At 57.8% G+C, this 17,936-nt stretch carries 15 protein-coding genes; 5 read left to right on the top strand and 10 right to left on the bottom strand.

Annotated features, from left to right (window positions below; all coding sequences use genetic code 11):
• Nucleotides 1-357: 357 nt before the first annotated feature.
• Nucleotides 358-1,176 (top strand): sulfite exporter TauE/SafE family protein, encoded by an 819-nt coding sequence (locus tag FDY93_RS04180; RefSeq protein ID WP_138234473.1) that lies wholly within the window; start codon nt 358-360, stop codon nt 1,174-1,176.
• A gap of 64 nt (nt 1,177-1,240) precedes the next feature.
• Nucleotides 1,241-2,389 (top strand): pyridoxal phosphate-dependent aminotransferase, encoded by a 1,149-nt coding sequence (locus FDY93_RS04175; RefSeq protein ID WP_138234472.1) that lies wholly within the window; start codon nt 1,241-1,243, stop codon nt 2,387-2,389.
• A gap of 276 nt (nt 2,390-2,665) precedes the next feature.
• Here the strand turns inward: FDY93_RS04175 and FDY93_RS04170 are convergent, their stop codons facing one another.
• Nucleotides 2,666-5,152 carry a TonB-dependent receptor plug domain-containing protein gene (locus tag FDY93_RS04170; RefSeq protein ID WP_246068452.1) on the bottom strand — a complete coding sequence of 829 codons (2,487 nt, stop codon included), beginning with the start codon at nt 5,150-5,152 and terminating at the stop codon, nt 2,666-2,668.
• A gap of 205 nt (nt 5,153-5,357) precedes the next feature.
• A complete protein-coding gene (locus FDY93_RS19410) occupies nt 5,358-5,504 on the bottom strand; it encodes a hypothetical protein (RefSeq protein ID WP_171018883.1) in 147 nt (48 codons plus the stop codon).
• A gap of 55 nt (nt 5,505-5,559) precedes the next feature.
• Here FDY93_RS19410 and FDY93_RS04165 point away from each other — a divergent pair, with 55 nt between their 5' ends.
• Entirely contained in the window at nt 5,560-6,357 is a 798-nt protein-coding gene (locus FDY93_RS04165) for a DUF2884 family protein (RefSeq protein WP_171018882.1), read from the top strand.
• 78 nt (nt 6,358-6,435) lie between these two features.
• On the opposite strand, the gene FDY93_RS04160 is transcribed toward FDY93_RS04165, so the two are convergent.
• Nucleotides 6,436-6,954: a peroxiredoxin gene (locus FDY93_RS04160; protein WP_246068451.1), complete on the bottom strand. Its 519-nt coding sequence runs from the start codon at nt 6,952-6,954 to the stop codon at nt 6,436-6,438.
• Nucleotides 6,955-7,178: 224 nt separating this feature from the next.
• Between FDY93_RS04160 and FDY93_RS04155 the strand changes: the two genes are divergently transcribed.
• The gene (locus FDY93_RS04155) at nt 7,179-8,513 is read left to right on the top strand and encodes a zinc metalloprotease (RefSeq protein WP_138234469.1); all 1,335 of its coding nucleotides are present in this window, start codon (nt 7,179-7,181) and stop codon (nt 8,511-8,513) included.
• Between the two features lie 55 nt (nt 8,514-8,568).
• Here FDY93_RS04155 and FDY93_RS04150 read toward each other — a convergent pair whose 3' ends face one another.
• From FDY93_RS04150 to FDY93_RS04135, 4 genes are all read right to left on the bottom strand, one after another.
• Nucleotides 8,569-8,916, bottom strand: coding sequence for a DUF3325 family protein (locus FDY93_RS04150; RefSeq protein WP_138234468.1), 348 nt, complete (start codon nt 8,914-8,916; stop codon nt 8,569-8,571).
• Nucleotides 8,913-10,559, bottom strand: coding sequence for a PepSY-associated TM helix domain-containing protein (locus FDY93_RS04145; protein WP_220446088.1), 1,647 nt, complete (start codon nt 10,557-10,559; stop codon nt 8,913-8,915). The genes FDY93_RS04150 and FDY93_RS04145 overlap by 4 nt, the downstream gene beginning before the upstream one ends.
• 14 nt (nt 10,560-10,573) lie before the next feature.
• On the bottom strand, nt 10,574-10,855 hold the full coding sequence (locus tag FDY93_RS04140; RefSeq protein WP_138234467.1) for a hypothetical protein: 282 nt from the start codon (nt 10,853-10,855) through the stop codon (nt 10,574-10,576).
• Between the two features lie 100 nt (nt 10,856-10,955).
• On the bottom strand, nt 10,956-13,121 hold the full coding sequence (locus FDY93_RS04135) for a TonB-dependent siderophore receptor (protein ID WP_138234466.1): 2,166 nt from the start codon (nt 13,119-13,121) through the stop codon (nt 10,956-10,958).
• 365 nt (nt 13,122-13,486) lie between these two features.
• Between FDY93_RS04135 and FDY93_RS04130 the strand changes: the two genes are divergently transcribed.
• Nucleotides 13,487-14,029: a DinB family protein gene (locus FDY93_RS04130; protein WP_138234465.1), complete on the top strand. Its 543-nt coding sequence runs from the start codon at nt 13,487-13,489 to the stop codon at nt 14,027-14,029.
• Nucleotides 14,030-14,097: 68 nt separating this feature from the next.
• Here the strand turns inward: FDY93_RS04130 and FDY93_RS04125 are convergent, their stop codons facing one another.
• From FDY93_RS04125 to tkt, 3 genes are all read right to left on the bottom strand, one after another.
• Entirely contained in the window at nt 14,098-14,586 is a 489-nt protein-coding gene (locus FDY93_RS04125; protein WP_171018881.1) for a DTW domain-containing protein, read from the bottom strand.
• A 4-nt stretch (nt 14,587-14,590) separates the two neighbouring features.
• Nucleotides 14,591-15,598: a type I glyceraldehyde-3-phosphate dehydrogenase gene (gap, locus tag FDY93_RS04120; RefSeq protein ID WP_138234463.1), complete on the bottom strand. Its 1,008-nt coding sequence runs from the start codon at nt 15,596-15,598 to the stop codon at nt 14,591-14,593.
• Nucleotides 15,599-15,704: 106 nt separating this feature from the next.
• A complete protein-coding gene (tkt, locus tag FDY93_RS04115) occupies nt 15,705-17,705 on the bottom strand; it encodes a transketolase (RefSeq protein ID WP_138234462.1) in 2,001 nt (666 codons plus the stop codon).
• Between the last annotated feature and the right edge of the window lie 231 nt (nt 17,706-17,936).

Here is a 17,936-nt window from a genome sequence, read left to right as displayed (position 1 = left end):
TCCGCTTCGACAATGATTCATTTACTGCCTCCACTATCTTCGATGGCCTGTTAATGGTTTCTCGCCCCTACGTCTGTCATAGAACCCGGGCGGCTAATCATATCGGCAAAACAGGCAGCACCGACTTAACGTTTCCTCTGGCCAATGAAGTACCGGAATTTCGCCAACTTAAAATTGGCGCGAGCTTGATAGCGAATTGGCGGCCGAACTGCAACGTGCATACTGTTCGCATTCTCAGATCCCACTCCCCCGATCCCTGATTTCTTTCGCCCCGACTCCACTCACCGCGTATGCCCGGCTTTTGGCACGTTTAATGCTTTTCACCCTTTGTTCAACGGGGAACAAACGGGGAAATTTATGAGTATTGAGGAAGTATCTCTATTCATCCTGCTGCTGTGCGCTGCAGGTCTTATCGCGGGAATTACCGCGGGACTGTTCGGCAATGGCGGAGGCTTTGTGGTAGTGCCCGCGTTGCTCGCCGTATTTCCCTTTCTGCACAGCGCTTCGGATGAAATGATGCGGGTCGCTGTGGGTACCTCCCTCGCTTCCATCGTGATTTCCTCGGCGCGCTCGGTGCAGGCGCACCACAAGCGAGGGGCGGTGGATTTCAAGGTATTGCGGGACTGGTCGATATGGATTGTGCTGGGCGTCGGCGCCGGTCTGTATATTGCCTCGTTTACCGACAGCAAAAGCCTTGTCTATGTATTTGCGGCCGGTGTACTCCTCTACTCCATCTATTTCCTGTTTCCGAATCTGTTCGATGGCCTCAAGGGCAAACTCGAAATGCCTACCGGCCTCGCCCGCGCCGGGCTCGCCAGTTTTCTCGGTGGGTTTTCGTCTCTGCTCGGCATCGGCGGCGGCACCATTACCGTGATGACCATGGTGCTGTGCAACCGCCCTGCGCATCAGGCGGTTGCAACCGCTTCTGGTATCGGCTTTCTGATCGGTCTGCCCGGAGCCATCGGCTTCCTCATTATGGGGCTCGACGCACCGAATCTGCCCATGGGCTCCATCGGCTACATCAATATCCCGGCGCTGATTGCGATTTCCGCGTTCTCTATCATTTCCGCGCCTATCGGTGCGCGCTGGGCACACAGTCTTAATGAGCTGCATCTGAAGCGGCTGTTCGGGGTGTACCTGATTGCCGTCTCCCTGGCGATGTTTGCCAAGGCCTGATTACAGCGTTAATCCAACACACATAAACACAAAACACAAAACACACAGCCAGGAGAGCAGAATAATGCACAAATCACTGAGCAGAAGGTTGTTTTTACAAGGGGCAACAGCGGCCTTTTCCGCGGCTACCATGGGTGGACTTGCGAGCAGCGCCTCCGCCAAGGAAATTATCAGACCCAAACCGCTGTACGGCCCACCGCCGGGTGTGGCCAGGCTCAGCGCAAACGAAAATCCCTACGGGCCCAGTCCCGCCGCCCTCAAAGCCATAATGGAGGCAAGCCAGAAAGGGGCCTACTACGTTTACGACAGTGTAACGCGGCTCAAGGAAATGATTGCTGAACGCCACGGTCTGACACCGGATTACATTTCCCTCGGTTCTGGCAGCAGTGCAGGACTCACAGCGGCCGCCATCGTCGCCGGGCGCAAGGGCAACATTCTCGGTCCCGATCTGTTTTGGGATACCACAGCTCAGGTAGTGGAGGTTCAGGAGCTGGGCGAAATCAAAAGGCTGCCGAAACTGGAGTCTCTGCAGATCGACCTGGATGCCATGTACGCAGCCATTGACGATTCCATCTCCATGGTACAGGTCACCAACCCGAACAACCCCACGGGTCTGTTGATTGACCCGATCGCTATGCGGAATTTCTGCATCAAAGCTTCCAAAAAGTGTACCGTGCTGGCGGACGAGGCCTATAACGAACTCACCGACAACAGCGATGCCAATACCGTCATTCCCCTGGTGAAGCAGGGACATGACATTATCGTTGCACGCACCTTCTCCAAAATCTACGGGCTTGCGGGTATGCGCGTGGGCTACTTGATTGCGCAACCGGAGAAGATAGAAGAAATCGAAAAGTACGGTGTGGGCTGGTACGGGCTCAACCAGGCCGGCCTCGCCGCCGCCATCGCCAGCTACGAAGACCACACGTTTATGGATTACTGCCGCAACAAGGTGAAAGAAGCGCGGGAGATGGTCAGTGCGGCGGTTAAAGAGAATGGGCTAACTGCGCTCCCCTCCGTCACCAACTTCATGTTCGTCAATCTGGGCGATCTCAATGCGGAAACTTTCCGCGCGGAGATGGAAAAAGAAAGTGTGTTTATCCGCGGTATCTACCGCGACTACACCAACTGGTCGCGGGTCAGTATGGGCTTTATCGAGGATGTGGAGAAATACACTTCCGCACTGCCAAAAGTTCTTCATCGCTTGGGCTGAGCAAACGCCTGTTCCTCCAAATGGCCAGCACTGCTGGCCATTTTTCTGCCGGTATCCGATTCGCGAAAACGTTTATCGCTTTTAGTTCGCGTCACGCAGCGCCCGCCGCCACAGGCAAACGAGCATACTGGCCGTGATTTGCGGAAATCCGGATACTGCGCACGGTTAGTGTGATTAATCCAACCGACTCGCAAGTGAGTACCGGCTCGACAAACTTCTGTCGCGCAAAAAAATCCCCGCAAAGCGGGGATCAAGCACGTGAAAGGCAATGGAAGACTAGAAATTGTGTTGGAGACTCAGGTAGTAAAAACTGCCCTGCCAGTCGACGATGGAACCGGTGGGATAGATAGCACCGCAGCAGTAGTCGCCCAGTAGATCCTCGTCTGGGTATTCGTCAAAAATATTCCGACCGCCGATACTGGCACTGGTGGCTTCGGTAAAGTGGTATTTACCTTCCAGATCCACCTGTACCACGGAGCCGTACTTCTGCACCTCGCCATCCTCGTAATTTTCCGAAGTCCCGTACCAATTGGCCCTGGCCATCAGCGAGACGGGGCCAATATCGTGCATCGCGGTCACGGCGCCGCGCAGTTTCGGGTCGAAGTTTTCGAAGTCGTGCTGATCCTCCTCGTTCAGGTATTCACTGGGGTCCGAGGTAAATTCCGACTTGTTGTAATTGAGCGAAGCGGTAATGTTGGTGGTGTTGTCTGCGGACCACTCCAGTGGATAGGTCGCCACCAAATCTACGCCCTGGGTACGTGTGTCGAAGGCATTGGTGAAGTAAAAGACACCGCCAATGGATTCCGCCCCCACCACACCGGCGTCCACCAGTGCCAGATAGTTTTCGTAGGCCGCGCCACTGTCAGTATCTGCGGAAACATCCAGGGTGGAGATCGCGTAAGTCCTGTCGTCCACGTCGATGCGATAGAAATCCACCGTCAGATTGAACTTGTCAAAATCCGCAGTGAACCCAAAGGTAAAATTGGTTGAGGTTTCCGGCTTCAGGGCTTCGGCGCCCAGCGCCTGGGCGACACTGCTGCTGGCGGGAAACAGGCCGGTCGCCACCGGGAAGCCGTTTGGCAGGCGCGTGGACACGTTGGTGGTACCCTGCTGGCCCGGCGTTGGTGCGCGGAAGCCGGTGCCGATCGAGGAGCGCAGCCCGATGCTGTCGGTGATGTCGTATTGCATCGCGAGCTTGCCCACCAGCTCCGAATCAAAGTCGGAGTAATCCTCGAATCGCATAGCGGCCTGCACAAACAATTGATCGGTGAGGTCGGTGCTCAGATCGCCGTAGATGGCATAGGAGTCGCGGGAATAGCTGCCGCTGTATTCCGGCGAGTACCCGGGAAAACCGTTGGAACCCACACCCACCACCTGATAGACCGCATCATCCGGATCGGCACAATCGAGACTGGAGCCATCCGCAATAGCGGCAAGACCCGCGCTGGAGGCGGTGCCATCGGCATTGCAGAGGCCCCAGGGATCTGGTGTGGCATAGGGGCCCGCCTCGTAGGAAGCCTCGTCACCGCCGGTCAGCTCGTAGGATTCATCCATATAGCTGAAACCGAACGCGGCCACCACCGGGCTGCTTAAGCCCAGCATTAACTCTTTGGAGAAGTCCGCCTGGATTTGGACTTCCTCATTCGCCAGGGTGCCCGGCTTAAAGGATGTGGGGCTATCCGGTCCCATGGACGGGTTGATGGTATTTTTCAGGGTATAGCTCACCTCCGAGTAGCCGTAACGCGCACTCAGATCGTAGGCAAGACCGGAAATCATTTCGCCTTTAAGCCCGGAGACCAGCGCATAGTCAGTGACATCGCCAAAAAAGCGCGGAGTAAAGCCGCCGGGGAATTTTTCCAGTGGACTGTAGATGGAACCGTCTTCCAGCCGCAAATCTTCAATAGTGCCATTGCCCGGATAGCGATAATAGAAACCGCCGTCCGCCGAGCTTTCGGAGTAGTTGCCGAACGTATAGAGTTCCCGGCCCTCGCCGAGATCGTAGCCGGCATTGAAGAACAGCCGCGCGGCTTCGGAATTGGGCTGCCCCCAGGGCTGCACCACATCACCTTCAAGAGATGCTTTTTTTGCCGCTTCGATATACGCCGCATCCTGATCGTCGATACAGAACCAGCTTTCACAGTACTGCTCTGAGCGGGATGTGAAATCCGCAGAAGACACCTCACCGGAAATGCTCAGGAAGCCACGGCTCCCAAGCGGCATACCCACGTTGCCGGTGGCGGTGGTCTGGAAGCCATCACCTTCGCTGTACTCACCGGTGCGAACGCCAAAAGACCCACCTTCATCATTGTCTTTCAGAATAAAGTTGATCACACCGGCGATGGCATCGGAGCCGTATTGAGCCGCCGCACCATCGCGCAGTACCTCGACGGATTTGAGTGCGGAACTGGGGATGGTCGCAATATCCGGGCCCTGGGTACCGGAACCACCGATCTCCACCAGTGCGGCTCGGTGGCGGCGCTTGGAGTTCACCAGTACCAGGGTTTTATCCGTGGGCATACCGCGCAACTGTGCCGGGCGAATAAAGGTACCGCCGTCACTGATCGGCTGGCGCGACAGGCTGTAGGAGGGAACAAGGGTCATCAGCACATCATTGGTATCGGTGTGGGAAACCGACTCCAGCGCCTCACTGCCGAATACGTCCACCGGTACTGGCGAATCAGAAACCGAGCGCGGCTTGCCCCGCACTCCGGTCACCGCTACTTCCTCTATTTCATCTGCCACCGCCATTGGAACCGGTGCCATGGCACCTCCGGCGATAATTGCTACCACAGCACAACTTAGAGACTTCCGCTTCATGAGCCACCCCTCTTTATTAAAAAAACGCCATAACTTTTTGTTGAGTTTTGATTTTTTCGGGCAAAGAAACCCCGCACCGCGTACGCATCAGATTGCGCGGTGAAACTGGACATCGGGTACAACGGATACTTCTGTTAAGGGCCAGTGACGGTCATTGCGACCAGCGCCCTTCTGCGCCTGACGGCGGCACTAAATGCCTGTCGATACGGCTTAACCTAAATTCAGCAATATGCGTGCCAGAAAATTTCTGACCATTTTTCGCATCCACTGCATCCAGAATGGCAATGACTTGCGTCATACCTGCAGATCAAGCCTCTTATTCCACCTGGAACAGTTTCTGACCGGACATGATGATGAACCAGATTCGCCTGCTGACCCTCGCTTCTTTAATGGCCCTTTCCGTCACCGCGCCGGTGCAGGCAGCCGAGATCCATCTGGACTCGGATGACCATCACTATTGCGACGTGGATATCCACCATCAGATCACCGTCGGGCCGGACTTTATGGAAGCCCGCGACGGAGACGATAACCAACCGCTGTTCGCCTACAACGCCCCGGACCAACTGGCGGTGGGCGATACAGGGCTGCTTCTCAATCGCCAGCAACAGGAAATGATGCAGTCCTACCAACAGGGACTGCACACGGCCGGGCGCCAGGTGTCGCAGATTGCGATGGATGCCATCGATATCGCCATGAACGGCGTCGGCATTGCCCTCGCCGCACTTGCCGGTCCCGATGACTCAGACACCCAGGAGTTTCTGCAATCGTCCGAAGCGCTGCGGGAAAAACTGCTGGCGCAGACCAGGCGGCAGGGCGACGTATATACCTTCGGCACCCCATGGGTTGGCGACTCCTTCGGAGGAGCTTTCGAAAGAGAATTGGAACCACAGATCGAAAAACTGGCGATGAAGTCTGCCCGTAATATTTCCTGGCACGCGATGAAAGCGGTATTTACCGGTGGTGCAAGTATTGAAAGGAACGCGGAAGCCGCGGCAGAGGCCGCCGAAGCGGCAATAGAAATGAAAGCGGAAAAACTGGAAGCCCGCGCGGAGTCACTGTGCCAACAACTGCACGCGCTGGACCAACTGGAAACAAAACTGCATCAGTCCATCCCTGAACTGCTGGGAATGGAACTGATTGCCAAAAAATAATTTCCTCAGGACCGCCGATGGTCCTGATACCGATTACTCAACACCCCCAAGTGTTCGGCCGCAATATGCGGCCTTTTTTTATTGTTTTTTTGCCACACCCAACTCACCCAGAGTGCGCGCCATATCCTCGGCACTGGTAGCCGGCTTGATGTTCTCATCGATTTTCAGAATCTTTCCATCCTTGCCGATGTAGAAGGTGACTCGTTTGGCCATATTCAATACCGGCATTTTCACGCCGTAGGCCTCGGCGACGGCACCGGTGGGGTCGCTCAGCAGCGGGAAATCCGCTTTCTGTTCCGCCGCGAATTTCTTGTTCTCCTCCACCTCATCGGTGCTCGCCATAAAATAGGCAACGTCGTACTCGCGAATCAAATGACCGTTTTCCGCCAGGGATTTGCACTCGATGGTGCAACCCTTGGTGAACGCCTTGGGGTACCAGGCAATGGCCACTGCCTGCTTGCCTTTGAAATCCGACAGCGTGTAGGTTTTTCCATCGGACGCCTGCAACGAAAATTCCGGCGCCGGCTCGCCCACTTCAACGGCCATAGCAGGAACCACTGCTACTAACAGCAACATTCCGTAGAACAGCTTTCTCATATTCTTCTCCTTTAACAGAACCTTCTCACACGGGTGATTTTTACCTGGATTTCCGACCGGTAATTCACAAGCAGTTTCGGTGTTTTCGCCGCTGGCTTCAATCGTTTTTCGGTTTTAGAATCGGGTCTTTTTTCGCGCACCCAAAAGTTCACGGAAGCGGATACCAGTCGGTCACTGGTATCTAGGCGCAGGGATTAACACAATAAAACCCCCTACGCCGTATTATGATTTCATCCATCGTTTCACCCTGGTCATCCAGTTGGCTGGCCAAGGGCCGCCATTACCTTTTTCTTGTTTCTCTCTGTACTCTGCCTTTGCTGTTCGCCGGTTGCGGTGGCGGCAGCAGCGCGGGTGACAGCGATATCGCACCGCCGGAGGAACCGGTCGAAGCGCCACCGACATCCACGGCGCCGGGCTCCAACAATTCCTCCGGTGGCACTACCGGAGAGGTATCAACGCCCAGCAACGCTACCGCAGTGGCGCCCGGCGATTACGCCAGCCTGAGCAGATGCACACCAATTGCCGGCAGCGAAACCGCAGAGTTCAAGGTCCTGCTCGCCAATCTGGACAACGCCCCGTATTTCGATGAGATCGTCACCGATGCCATCGACAATCAGTTCCGGGCTCTGTCGCCATTCGCCGAACAGTTTTCCCGTTTTGCGTTTTACCGCATTGAACTGCAGGACTTTGCCGCGCTGGGCTGCAAGGCTCAGGAAGGAACGGCATTCGCGTGTGATGATACGAAGGTCATGCAGGCAATGGATCAACAGTGCGGCGCGGATGACATTTACGGCATCATCAAGATTGTGGTGGCAGATACCGGTTACGGGGCATCCGGTGGCGAGGTGATCTATCTCGGCAGCGACAGCAGCTGGCCCGACGCCACCACTGCGCTGCGCCATTTGCGCAATATCGTCGTTCACGAAGTCGGGCACAACTTCGGACTTGCGGATCTATACGAAACCGGTATTGATGGCAGTGGCACCGCTGTCGAGGGCTGGCCGAGCGAGCTTTCCCGGGAATGGCGCAACCTCGACGGCCCGGGTTGCAGCAAGTGGTGCGGCAGTTACAAACCCGCATCGGAGTACACTCAGTCAGCCAGCGCCACCTGCCCCACGCTGACCACCAGGGACAGCTGCACCAGTTTTAATCGCTCCGAAACTGGCGCGTGTACAAAAGACGCCGACGGTAACTACCAGTGCTGCGCCTGGTCCGACGAAGCCAAGGACGATTACTTCGCCTCCCAGTGCACACCGGCCTGGGGCAGTGAAGACATAGGGTTGGACTGCCTGGAGGGCGCGGGCTGCTACTATGGCGGCGCTTACGGAAATAATTCCTGGCGACCGGTAAAGACCTGGTCAGACAGCATTATGTACGGTGCGGGACATTCGCAGGCGTTTGACAGTGTGTCTGTGCGCGAGCTCGATGAGACCATCCGCTGCTGTGGCAGCTCCGATGACAGCACTCAATCCTGTGCGGATTTCCGCAAGGAATACAATACTTTTCTCAGCCAGCACCAACCCTATAAACAGCGGCTTGGTTCCTGCGGCGTGCGCTAGGCGCCCTTGTTACTGCGCCGCGAATTGGCCAGGGCGCCCGGCCCGCGGCTGCAGTTCAAAGCCAAGCTCGAGTGAGTGGCACCAGTGTGGCTGCACCCGCAGCCGCCGCAATTACAAATACTCGCGGCAGAAATTGCCTCCGGTAAGTCGCCAGACCGATCACGATAAACACCGCGAAACTGACCACCCCCACAAGTCCGGCCAGCCCCGGCCCCCATCCCGCAGCCTGTACCGCAATAACGGCGGTGGCGCTCAGTGTGATCCAGCCGTAACCGCGCAGCCATCCGCGCCAGCTGACCAAGTTTGTATGCGACCCGGGATTGTTACCGGCGAGGCAGAAGCCCGCAAACGCGGACAATACCAGCAGACATTGAGCCAGCAGGGCAAGGGATGGCGTGCTCACGAAAGATCTCCCATGGCACCGGCGGCGGACGCTGCCGGATGGTCAGCAGCGTTTACGCGACGCGCTGCGGGCAGCGATATGCGGGAGAACCACGCGGCGGCGCCGAACAGACTGGCGATGCCGAGAGCGGTGAGCTCAAACCCGGCGAACACCCAGTCCCCACTGACGAAGCTGTGCAGTAAATGCCGCGGGGTGGACAGGGCATTGATAAGCGGTATCGCCGCAAACGCAAACGCGGCGGCAGCGAGTTGCTCCGTCCAGGCCCGCCGGGTTGGGCGCAGCGCCGCGTGCACCAGCATCAGCAGCCAGGTGAGAAACAGCGCGTGCACTTCCCAATCGGCCCGTGCCGGCATGTCTGCGGGCAACAGACGGTTGGCCCAGAAATAGGCAGCGACGGCAGTGGGGAGGCCGGCAATGGTTCCCACATTGAGCTTCTCCACAAGCACCAGACCATGCGGACGACGGCCGCTAGTGCGTTCAGCGCGCTGGCGGCGTTTTACCGCCCACATGATCAGACCGGTGGCAACCATACCGGTGCCGAGCAAGCCGGAGAAAAAATACAGCCAGCGGATTGCCGGCGCGGCAAACAGGCCTTCGTGCAGGCCGAGAAATACGTCGCGCACGCGCTTGGCCGGTGACGAGCCGGACGGCGCATTGTGCAGCAACTCACCGGTCACACCGTCGAACACCAGACGGCCAGCACCGGTGGCAACAGTGCCATCGATTGTCTCCGAAAGTACGATGCGCCCGTTGCTAAAGCCGGGGTAGCGAATATCAATACTGCGTATTCGCCCCTCCCCCCAGTACTGTTCGGCCAGATGAATGACCGGTGCAAGTGGCGCGAGCCTTGCGGGACTGCCGGCCGCGTCAATCATCCCCGGCGGGCTGAACACTTCATTGTAAAACTGGCCGCGGCCCTCGCCGCCGTACTGGGCGGCGACGATCAACGGCATAAAGGAGAAGCCCATGAAGATCAGCCCGGAATAGGTGATCATCAATTGAAAGGGCAGCGTGATCACACTCAGTACATTGTGGGCATCCAGCCAGGAGCGCTGGCCCTTGTTCGGGCGAAAAGTGAAGAAATCCTTGAAAATTTTCTTGTGAATAATGACACCGGTAACCAAGCCGACCAGCATGAACAGCGTGGCGATACTGATCAGCCAGTCGGAGTAGCTGCGAGAGGTGTAGTGCAGCAACCAGTGCATTTGGTAGAGCTGCTGGCCGCCTCCGGTCTCTCGCGCCTGCAAGGTTGCGCCGCTATTCAGGTCCACCAGCTTATTGCCACTGGCAGCGCCCGCGCCTGCTTGTAGGTCTGCGCCACGCCAGTAAATACCCGCGAAGGGTTGGTTGCGATCAGCAGGCAGCGTGAGCAGCCACTGCTCCGCACCCGGGGCTTCGCTCTGCAGTTTACCCAACAGAATGGCTGCACTTTGCGTGGAGGCGCGATTGATCTGCGCCGGTGGTAACTCCGGCTGCATCCAGCGGTCGATTTCTGTATCGAAGTAACCGGCGGTGCCGGTGACGAACATAAAGTACAACAGCCAGCCCAGGGTGAGGCCCGCCCAGGTGTGCACCCAGGACATGGTCTGACGGAGCCCCGCTTTCACGGCAGGTGCGACGTTGCGATCTGTTTCTTTGGCCATACTGTTTACCGCTTTCAGCCTACTGCCGGTTGACGCAGTGCGAGACCGATACTCGCCAGCAAAGTGCTGGCGAGTATGAGGCTCGCCCAGGCGACGCCGGGTCTGCGCGTATGAAATACCCATAGAATGGCGCCGGTATAAAACGCAAACCCCGACAGATGTCCGATCAGGGTATTTTCAGCGATAGAGAACGGCAGCACACCGGCGAGAAAGATGCCCGCGGCAGTCGCCAGTATGTATCCTCCCAACAACGCGGCACCGATCAGCGAGATCAGCCGCCAGCCGTGCAACCCCATATCTGAGCCCCCGATACTTTTTTGTTTACTGTACAAAAGAATGGCCCCGATGAGATTGTCATCGGGGCCTTAGCGTTTCCGTCAGTCAACTCAGACAGGATTAGAACTGATAGGTGACGGAGGCTGTGACATTGCGCGGCTCTCCATACTCAAGCTGGTTATAGAAGCCGATCTGGCTGTAGTACGTCTCATCCAGCAGGTTGTCAAAATTGATCTGGCCGGAAATCTGCTCGCTGAATCGGTAGCGGGCCATCAGGCTGACCAGACTGTAGGCTTTTTGCTCCAGCCGTTCCGCCTGGCCGGTGACGGGGTTGGTGGTATCAGTGAAGTTGCGCCCCTGCCAGTTGACCCCACCGGCCAGAATCAGCCCTTCCAGCTGTCCGGCAAAACGATAGGTAGTAAACAGCTTTAACAACTCACTGGGCTGACTGGTGTTGACCGCGTTGCCTGCAGCATCCTCTGCGTCAAAACTGGTGTAACTGAAGCTGAGATCCCAACCGGGCTTCAGCTCACCAACCACTTCCAGTTCATATCCCTGGCTGCTGGCACCCTCCGCGGCATAATAGGCCTGACTGTTTTCAATGCCGGGTACCGGCAAGTTGCCATCGGGCTGGCCGAGTCCGTCCTGCAGAATATCGAACACGGATACCGTGGTCTGCAGACTTCCGTTAAAAAACTGGCTTTTCAGACCGAGTTCTTTGCTCTCGCCGGTAACCGGATCGAGAAAATCACCGTGGCGGTTCTGCAGATTCTGCGACTGGAAGATTTCTGTATAGCTGGCGTAAACGGTGTGCTGGTCGCTGAATTCATACAGTGCACCGACGTAGGGGATAAATACATCGTCATCGCCAAAGGACTGCTGAGCACCGTAGTAGAAGCCCCGCTGTTCCCAGTCTGCGACACGCCCGCCGGCGATCACCTTCAAATCGTCGGTGACGGAAAGGCGAGTGGCGGCATAGAGGCCGAACTGCTCTGTGGTCTGATCGATGTCTAGATTGTTGTCCCCCCAGGTGGCTTCGGGGTAATGGCCATCCCAGGTATTGAAGTTACCCACCTGAGCAACGTTGCTGCGGGAGCGGGAGGTTGCGTAGCTGTCGTCCTTGTGGTCTATCGCACCCAGGGTGAGTTCGTGCTCTCGCCCCAACAACGTGTAGGCTCCACTCAATTGGAGGCTGACGCTGGTCTGATCGCGGTCAGTGGCCGCATTGCGCGGAGAGGCACCCATACCGAGTCCGGTCTCCCTGTCCGGGGTACCGAACAGGTACAGCAGCTTCTGATCTGACGCGTTGCGGTTGTTATTGACACTGAACTTGGCGGTCCAACCACCGAACTGCTGCACCAGATCCAGATAGTAGTGTTCCACCGTGGAGGACCAGGACGTCCAGTCCACCCCTATGGTTTTGCTCCGAGCCCACTCGGTGCGACTGCCATCGGCATACCAGGTGGGCAGGCCACCCCAAGTGGATGCGGTGGGGTCGTTTTCCTGCCGACTGGCACCAATCCGCAACAGGGTATTGTCGGTAAGGTCGGCATCAACCACGCCGTAAAATACAGTTTTTTCTTCGCCTGCCAGGTCGCGGAAAGAGTCTCCGTCCAGAATATGGCTGACAAATCGCCCCCGGACAGAGCCGCTGGCATTCAGCGGTGTGCTCACATCGGCGGTGGCAGAGTAGGTGTTCCAGCGGCCGGCGGACACATCTGCATTACCGGTGAACGTCCTGCTGTCTGCGTGTTTGCGCACCAGATTGACCGACGCAGAAGGGTTGCCGGCGCCAGTCAGCAGGCCGGTGGCGCCGCGCACAATTTCCACCCGCTCATACAGGCTCATATCGGACTGGGTTTCACCGGCGTTGCCACCCGGCTGCCAGTAGATAGGAATACCGTCCACCTGGTAGTTGTTGATCGCGAATCCGCGCGAGGAATAGGTATGCCGGGTGCTGTCCTGGGCGCGGGCGGAAACACCGGTAGCATTGTTGATAACGTCCGTCAGGGATTCCAGGTTCTGATCGGTAATACGCTGCGCAGTGACCACGCTCACGGACTGCGGCGTTTCATAGAGGGTGAGACCGAGTCCGGTTGCGGTATCCAGACGGTCTTTGGTGGTGTAGCGGCTGATCACCACCACCTCCTCTATGGCTTGCTTTTCAGCGTGCGGGTTTCCAGAAGACTGCGCATGTCCCAGAGGGCTGAGCGCGGCACAGGCAATCGCCGCAGCGAGACTCCGGCGTGCAAAACACGGGCATCCGGCTGATGTTTTTTTGTACATCCTGTATTCCCATCGGTTTCATAAAAAAGCGATGCTAATGAGAATGCTTAGCGTTTGCAAGTTGTAAAAAAGGAGCTCTCGCCACAAAAACTGCTACCGCTACCAACAGTCAACCGTCGATGAGTGAGCGGACATGTCACGGGGATGCCAATCATCTAGCGCGGATTTGAGACGCATCGGCTCCGGATGGTACGTTGGTGCATCAAGCGTCTGGGAATTCTAATTCCCGGCGTGTATATATGAAGACTTCTACGCTGAAGTCAGTTCAGTTCTCTAGAACATCCAATATTGTTAATAGTGCCGGATGACTGGCGTGCGCGAATAGGTTATCCGAACACCGGACCTGTATATGTGAAGGGATTCCGATGAGCCTGAAAAACCATTTTCAAATGATGGCTGATTACAATCAGTCAATGAATTCACAGATCTATGGAGCCGCTGGCCACCTCAGTGCTGAAGAGTTAGCCGAAGATCGTCAGGCCTATTTTGGATCTATTTTGGGCACCCTCAATCATATATTGGTTGGTGACACCATATGGTTGAAGCGGTTCGCGACACACCCATCCAGCCGGACGTCTCTACGTGAGATCTCTGTACTTCCGAGTCCTGACAGTCTGGATCAGATACTCTTTAACGATTTTGCAGCTCTCACTGAGCACCGAGCCTGGCTGGACAGCCTGATCATTCACTGGATAGATACACTCACCGAAGCTGATCTGGGCTCTGTGTTGAGTTACCGCAGCACCAAGGGAGTACCGGCCAACAAACGATTTTCGAGCGTGATTCTCCACTTCTTTAATCATCAAACCCATCATCGTGGACAGGTTTCCACACTGCTGTCTCAGGCAGACAGTGATGTTGGGGTGACTGATCTGTTGATCAGAATTCCCGAAGTGGATCGCGTGTAGCCAAGTCAGTGGAAAACAGTGGTACGGGGTTGCTGCAACGTGCGGTGACAATAGAGATCGCGCACCCGTTAGCCACCATTTTCATTGAAATGGACAAATTGCTCTTCGAGCCTGTCGGCGAGCTCATGACGGTCTTTGTTCCGCAGAATTTCCACAACACATTCCGCAGTACACAGTCCCTCTTTCTTCTGATTGCGACGCAGGCGATAGCGAGAGCCTCGCGCTGAATTCAGGCTCACTCTACCCACCGCGTGTAGATACGGGCTGCGGTTGTACATCTTGCGCGCCTCCTGCCAAGTGGCATCGAGCAGAATAAACCGCTGGCAGGCTTCAATATCCAGTGTGCTGTACGCTGCCCCCGCGACTTCGGTATCCGGATACACAAGCCCGGTGCTGCCCCCACCCAGCATCGAGAGTAATGTCTTGTCCGGTTCTGCGCGCCGCCAGATCAGGCGCTTTGCACTTACACCGACATCAGACACCGCGGTTAAAACCAACTGGCCGGTGTTACTCGGGCGCATCACTTCGCGCTCATGTGTCAGCAGAATAATCTGCACGCATTCAGGCCTGCAGCTTTCTCGCCACATCCAGCATCCGATTGGCAAACCCCCACTCGTTATCAAACCAGATCAGCACCTTCACCAGCTTGCCACCAGCGACCCGGGTCTGGCTGGCGTCGACGATGCCGGAGCGGGGGTCGTGGTTGTAGTCGCAGGAGGCAAGGGGTTCTTCGCTGTAACCGAGCACGCCGGAGTAGCGGGTTTCCGCTGCGGTTTTGAGTACAGTGTTGACTTCGGCCTGGGTGACAGGTTTTTTCAACTGCACCGAGAGGTCGATGGCGGAGACGTTGATGGTGGGCACACGCATGGCCTGGGCTTCGAATTTGCCGGCCATGCCGGGGAGTATGCGCTCGATACCGCGGGCGAGGCCGGTGTCGACCGGGATGATGGAGTTCATCGCGGAGCGGGTTTTGCGCAGATCGGTGTGATGGTAGGCGTCGCTTACCGGCTGGTCGTTCATCGCGGAGTGGATGGTGGTGATGACGCCGGCTTCGATACCGAAGGCATTTTCCAGTGCGGCGATCACGGGGACGCTGCAGTTGGTGGTGCAGGAGGCGGCGGAGATGATGGTCTCTTTTCCGCTGAGCGATGTGTCGTTGATGCCGTAGACGACGGTGGCGTCGACGTCGCGGCTGGCGGGCTGGGAGAAGATGACTTTTTGTGCTCCGGCCTTTAAATGCAGCTCGGCGCGCTCGCGCTCGCTGAAGCTGCCGGTGCATTCGAGGACGATGTCTACCTGCGGGTTGCGCCAGTCGAGGGCTTCGAGTTTGCGGTGGTGGGTGACGGCGATTTTGTCGCCGTTGATGTGCAGGGTTTCGTTGTGCACCGCAACTTCGCCGTGGAAGCGGCCGTGGACGGTGTCGTATTTGGTGAGGTGGGCGATGGTGGCGCAGTCGGCCAGTTCGTTGATGGCGACGATCTGCAGCTGGTCGCGCAGGTTGGATTCGTAGAGGGCTCTAAGGACGCTGCGTCCGATACGGCCGTAGCCGTTGATGGCGAGTCTTATCATGGATTCCTGATTCGGAGTCGGACTCTGTAGGAGCCTGCTTGCAGGCGAATAGATCTGTGCTCTGATCTGTTCGCCTGCAAGCAGGCTCCTACAGGGTGCCAGCGCGTTACTTCAGCAGAGACTCGACGGCCTCGGCGACTTTATCGGCGGTGATGCCGAAGTGCTTCATCAGATCGCCCGCCGGGGCGGATTCACCGAAGGTGTCCATGCCGATGATGGCGCCGTCGAAGCCGACGAACTTGTACCAGTAGTCCTTGTGACCGGCCTCTACCGCAACGCGGGCGCGCACGGCGGAGGGCAGTACGGATTCGCGGTAATCGGCGGGCTGGGCGCTGAAGGCTTCGGCACACGGCATGGAAACCACGCGCACTTTGCGGCCGGCGAGCTTGTCGGCAGCGGCGGTGGCGAGCTCGACCTCTGAGCCGGTGGCGATGATGATCGCTTCCGGAGTGCCTTCGCAGTCGCGCAGGATGTAGCCGCCTTTCTCGATGGCTGCCAGCTGCTCATCGGTGCGCGGCTGCGGGGCAAGGCCCTGGCGGCTGAAGATGAGGGCGCTGGGGCCGTCGTTGCGGGCCACGGCCATTTTCCAGCTGACCGCGGATTCGGTGGCGTCGCACGGGCGCCAGGTGTGCAGGTTGGGAGTCACGCGCAGGGCGGTGAGCTGCTCTACCGGCTGGTGGGTGGGGCCGTCTTCGCCGAGGCCGATGGAATCGTGGGTGTACACGAAGATGACGCGCTGTTTCATCAGTGCGGCCATGCGCACGGCATTGCGGGCGTATTCCATGAACATCAGGAAGGTGGCGCCGTAGGGCACCAGGCCGCCGTGCAGGGCGACGCCGTTCATAATGGCGCTCATGCCGAATTCACGCACGCCGTAGTAGACGTAGTTGCCGCTGGCATCGTCCGCGGTGACGCCTTTGGCACCGGACCAGATGGTGAGGTTGGAACCGGCGAGGTCAGCGGAGCCGCCGAGGAATTCCGGCAGCAGCGGACCGAAGGCGTTCAGGGTGTTCTGGCTGGCCTTGCGGGAGGCGATTTTCTCGGCGTCGGCCTGGCACTTTTTGATGTACTCGTCGGCCTTGGCGAGGAAGTCTGCCGGCAGCTCGCCCTTCATGCGGCGCACAAATTCTGCGGCCAGCTCCGGGTGGGCTTCTTTATAGTCTTCGAAGATGTCGTTCCACTCTTCTTCCTGGGCTTCGCCTTTGGGGCGCGCATCCCAGGCGTGGTACAGGTCTTCGGGAATCACGAAGGGCTCGTGTTTCCAGCCGAGGGTTTCGCGTACCAGCGCGATTTCTTCCGCGCCCAGCGGCGCACCGTGGCACTCTTCGCGGCCCTGTTTGTTGGGAGAGCCGAAGCCGATGACGGTCTTGCAGCAGATCAGGGTGGGCTTGGTGGTCTCGGCGCGGGCGGCCTCGATGGCGGCCTTGATCGCCTGCGGGTCGTGGCCGTCCACACCCGGGATCACGTGCCAGCCGTAGGCTTCAAAGCGTTTAGGCGTATCGTCGGTGAACCAGCCTTCCACCTCACCGTCGATGGAAATGCCGTTGTCGTCGTAGAACGCGATCAGCTTGCCGAGGCCCAGGGTACCAGCCAGGGAGCAGGCTTCGTGGGAGATACCCTCCATCAGGCAGCCGTCACCCAGGAAGGTGTAGGTGTGGTGGTCCACCAGCTCGTAGCCTTCGCGGTTGAACTGGGCCGCCAGCACTTTCTCGGCCAGCGCCATGCCCACGGCATTGGTAATGCCCTGGCCCAGAGGGCCGGTGGTGGTTTCTACACCCGGGGCGTAGCCGTACTCGGGGTGGCCCGGGGTCTTGGAGTGCAGCTGGCGGAAGTTCTGCAGCTCGTGAATGGACAGGTCGTAACCGGTCAGGTGCAGCAGGGAGTACAGCAGCATGGAACCGTGGCCATTGGACAGCACGAAGCGGTCGCGGTCCGCCCACTCGGGGTTGGCCGGATTGTGTTTCAGATAGTCGTTCCACAGCACTTCGGCGATGTCGGCCATGCCCATGGGGGCGCCGGGGTGGCCGCTATTGGCTTTCTGGACCGCGTCCATGGCGAGGGCGCGGATGGCATTGGCCTTTTCTGTGCGAGACGGAGTAGAAGACATAGGGATCTCTCGGTTTGGGGTCTTCGGTTCATCAGATGTGCTGCGAGCCCGGCTCTGACGGCCAGTTGCCGCGGCCCCGTTGCGGTCTGCGGCGCCGGTAGTAAAACAGGAGCCTGTGACAAACGGGGGGCGGTATTTTCCCGTAATCGCCCCGTCGGCGCAAAGGCTGAGGGTTCAATTCACGGCCAGCAATGCAACATTTTCCCGGTGTTTGGCGATCTTTTGGCAAAC

This window comes from Microbulbifer harenosus (assembly GCF_005771435.1).
Taxonomy (GTDB): Bacteria; Pseudomonadota; Gammaproteobacteria; order Pseudomonadales; family Cellvibrionaceae; genus Microbulbifer; species Microbulbifer harenosus.
This window is presented reverse-complemented; position numbering and strand designations above follow the sequence as displayed.